Source organism: Pseudonocardia ammonioxydans (assembly GCF_900115005.1).
GTDB lineage: Bacteria > Actinomycetota > Actinomycetes > Mycobacteriales > Pseudonocardiaceae > Pseudonocardia > Pseudonocardia ammonioxydans.
This window is the reverse complement of the sequence record NZ_FOUY01000120.1, coordinates 1-3,136: the sequence shown is the minus strand read 5'-3', so window position 1 is coordinate 3,136 and position 3,136 is coordinate 1. Positions and strand designations below refer to the sequence as shown.

The following is a 3,136-nucleotide window of genomic DNA, read 5'->3' as shown; positions in this document are numbered from 1 at the left end:
CCACCGGGCGCACCGACCTCGTCTCCCCGGAAGACACCGTCGAGCTGACCCACGCCCAGTACCACTCGGTGCGCCGGCTGGTCGCCGAGCTGCCCACCGCGGTCGCGGTCTACCCGACCCACGGATTCGGTAGCTTCTGCGCCAGCACCCCGGCCAGCGGCGCCGACGGCTCCACCGTCGGGCAGGAGGCCACCAGCAATCCGGCACTGACCCAGGACGAGCAGGACTACGTCGACACGCTGATCGCCGGACTGGGCGCGTTCCCGACCTATTACGCCCGCATGAGCCCGGTGAACACCGCCGGTCCCGCGCCGGTCGACCTGTCGGCCCCGGAACCGGTCGATGCCGCCGAGCTGCGGCGCCGCCTCGAGGCCGGCCAGTGGGTGGTCGACCTGCGTGAGCGCACCGCGTTCGCCGCCGGTCATCTGCCCGGCTCGCTGGGCTACGAACTCGCGACACCGTTTGTCACCTACTTCGGGTGGACGTTCGACTTCGATGCCGAGCTGACCCTGATCGGCGACGACCCGCAGCAGGTCGCCGAGGCCCAGCGTGAACTGGTCCGGATCGGTATCGACCACTTCGCCGGCGCCGCGACCGGCCCGATCGAGTCCCTCGATGCCGGGCAGGGGCTGCGGTCCTACCCGGTCTCGGACTTCGCCGGTTTGGCCGCGGCCCGCGCCGAGCGCGGCCAGGATGCGTTGTTCGTCGTCGATGCCCGCCGCGACGAGGAACGCGCCGCCGGTGGGGTGCAGGGCTCGGTGCACATTCCGCTGCACGAGCTGGCAGGCCGCCGCGACGAGGTCCCCGACGGCCAGGTGTGGGTCTACTGCGGCTCGGGCTATCGCGCCTCGATCGCCGCCTCGATGCTCGACCGCCCCGGCCGCGACCTGGTCCTGATCAACGACGACTGGCCGCGAGCCGCGGACGCCGGGCTGCCGATGACCGACCAGCACGCCAGCACCGGCAGCTGACCCCCGGGACTGGGCACTCGGCACCGCGCCCACCGACCACCGGCGCAGCTCCGTGGGCGACTCGCCTCGTCGCAGACCGAAAGGATCTCCTCTCCCATGACCACGATCTCCGCGCTCGAGACGCCCCACCTCGGGCGCACCGTCGACGCCGCGACCGTCCTCGCCTGGCACAGGGCCGCTGCGAGCGAGGGAGCGGGTGCACCAATGGTCATCGACGTCCGCAGCGCGCCCGAGTACGGGACCTCCCACATCCGCGGCTCCTTCCACGTGCCGCTGCCTACGCTGGCCGAGCACACGAGTGACGTCGCCGCCCTCATCGAGGGCCCGGTGGTGTTGGTGTGTCAGTCCGGGGTGCGCGCCGAGCAGGCCCGGCGCCACCTCGCCGCGACGGGTCTGGAGCGCGCCCACGTCCTCGACGGCGGGCTGCCCGCCTACACCGCCGCCGGCGGTGACATCGTGCGCGGCCCCCAGGTCTGGGCGCTCGAGCGTCAGGTCCGTCTCGTCGCCGGTGTCCTCGTGCTCGCCGGGCTGACCGCGGGACGGTTCATCTCGCCGAAGGCCCGGCTGCTGGCCGGCGGGATCGGCGCCGGGCTCACCTTCTCCGCGGTGAGCAACACCTGCGCCATGGGCGCCGCCCTGGCCCGGCTCCCGCTCAACCGCGACGTCGCCGAGCCCGAGATCGGCCAGACCCTCGCCGCACTGCGAGCCCGGCGGCACGAACACCCGCAGGACGCGCAGCGGTGATCGTTCTCGCGGCAGGGTTCGGGCTGCTCATCGGCGCCCTGCTCGGCCTCGTGGGCGGCGGTGGCGGCATCCTCGCCGTGCCCGCCCTCGTCTACGGCCTCGGGCTGCCGCTGGCCGAGGCGGTCCCGGCATCGCTGGTGGTGATCGGTCTGGCCTCGACGGTCGCGGTCGCGCCCCGCGCCCGCCACGAGGTCAACTGGCGCCTCGCCGCGATCATCGGCGCCGCAGGAGTCCCCACTGCTGTTCTCGGTGGGATCGTCCACCAGCACCTCGACGGCCGATGGCTGATGCTCGCCTTCGCCGCTCTCATGGTCGCTGCCGGGCTGCGGATGCTGCGCGACACCGACGAGGCCGGCGGGGTCTGCGAGCTCCCCGACGGCGGCGGCGCCTGGCGCGACTGCCTGCCCCGCGCCGTCGCGACCGGGCTGCTGGTCGGGTTCCTGACCGGGTTACTCGGCGTCGGTGGCGGTTTCCTGCTCGTGCCCGCCCTCGTCGTCGCCCTCGGGCTACGGACCCCGAACGCGGTGGCCACCTCGCTGGTCGTCATCGTCATCAACTCGATCGCCGCCCTGCTGCCCTACCTCACCGCCGGCAGCGCTACCGGCACCGCAGGCGGGCTCGACTGGACCATCATCGCCCCGTTCGCCGCCGCCGCGATCCTCGCCTCGCTCCCGGCCGGGCGCCTCGCCCGCCGGTTGCCCGCGAAGACGCTGAGCCGCGGGTTCGCCACGCTGGTCCTGCTCGTCGCCGCCGGCGTGACCGCCCAGACCGTCGTCGCCCTCGCCACCACCTGACCTGCAACGACACGACACGAAGGAGCACACCCCATGACCATCCGTGAGATCTCCATCGACGACCTCGCCGCCGCCCGCGACACCGGCGAGGCGACCGTGATCGACGTCCGCAACCCCGACGAGTACGCCGAGGGCCACATCCCCGGCGCCCGCCTGATTCCCTTGCCCGAACTCGGTGACCGCCTCACCGAGGTCCCCACCGACCGTCCGGTCCACCTCGTGTGCCAGTCCGGCGGACGCAGCGCCCAAGGCGCCGAACTCCTCACCGCGGCCGGCCTCGACGCCGTATCGGTCACCGGCGGCACCCAGGGCTGGATCGACTCCGGACACCCCACCACCACCAGATAGCGCGCACCCCACCGGGTATCCGAGCCGGATCACTGCCCTGCACGAGAGCGACACCCGACGCCCCCTGCCCCGAGCAGGGGCGCCGGGCTGAGGAGGCCATGACCATGATGGGTGGATCGATGATGGGCTGGGCCGGGGTATGGCCGGTCCTAGTGCTGATCGTGCTGATACTGCTGGGCTATGCCGTGTTCCGGCTCGCCCAGAGCCGCGCACGTGCCGGCGCGGCACCGGGCGAGGGAACCCGATCGGAGGGACCGCCGCAGGCTCGCCCGTCGGCGC

At 73.2% G+C, this 3,136-nt stretch carries 4 protein-coding genes and 1 pseudogene; all 5 read left to right on the top strand.

Annotation, left to right across the window (positions count from 1 at the left end; all coding sequences use genetic code 11):
* On the top strand, positions 1-971 hold a 971-nt coding region (locus BM093_RS36470), incomplete at its 5' end, for a rhodanese-like domain-containing protein (protein WP_093357593.1).
* 96 nt (positions 972-1,067) lie between these two features.
* Positions 1,068-1,715, top strand: a complete 648-nt coding sequence (locus tag BM093_RS34410) for a rhodanese-like domain-containing protein (RefSeq protein ID WP_093357589.1) — start codon at positions 1,068-1,070, stop codon at positions 1,713-1,715.
* Entirely contained in the window at positions 1,712-2,509 is a 798-nt protein-coding gene (locus tag BM093_RS34405; protein ID WP_342743066.1) for a sulfite exporter TauE/SafE family protein, read from the top strand. Before BM093_RS34410 ends, BM093_RS34405 begins: the two co-directional genes overlap by 4 nt.
* A gap of 33 nt (positions 2,510-2,542) precedes the next feature.
* Entirely contained in the window at positions 2,543-2,857 is a 315-nt protein-coding gene (locus tag BM093_RS34400; RefSeq protein ID WP_093357585.1) for a rhodanese-like domain-containing protein, read from the top strand.
* A gap of 98 nt (positions 2,858-2,955) precedes the next feature.
* Positions 2,956-3,136: pseudogene (locus tag BM093_RS36885) on the top strand (hypothetical protein); the annotation flags it as partial.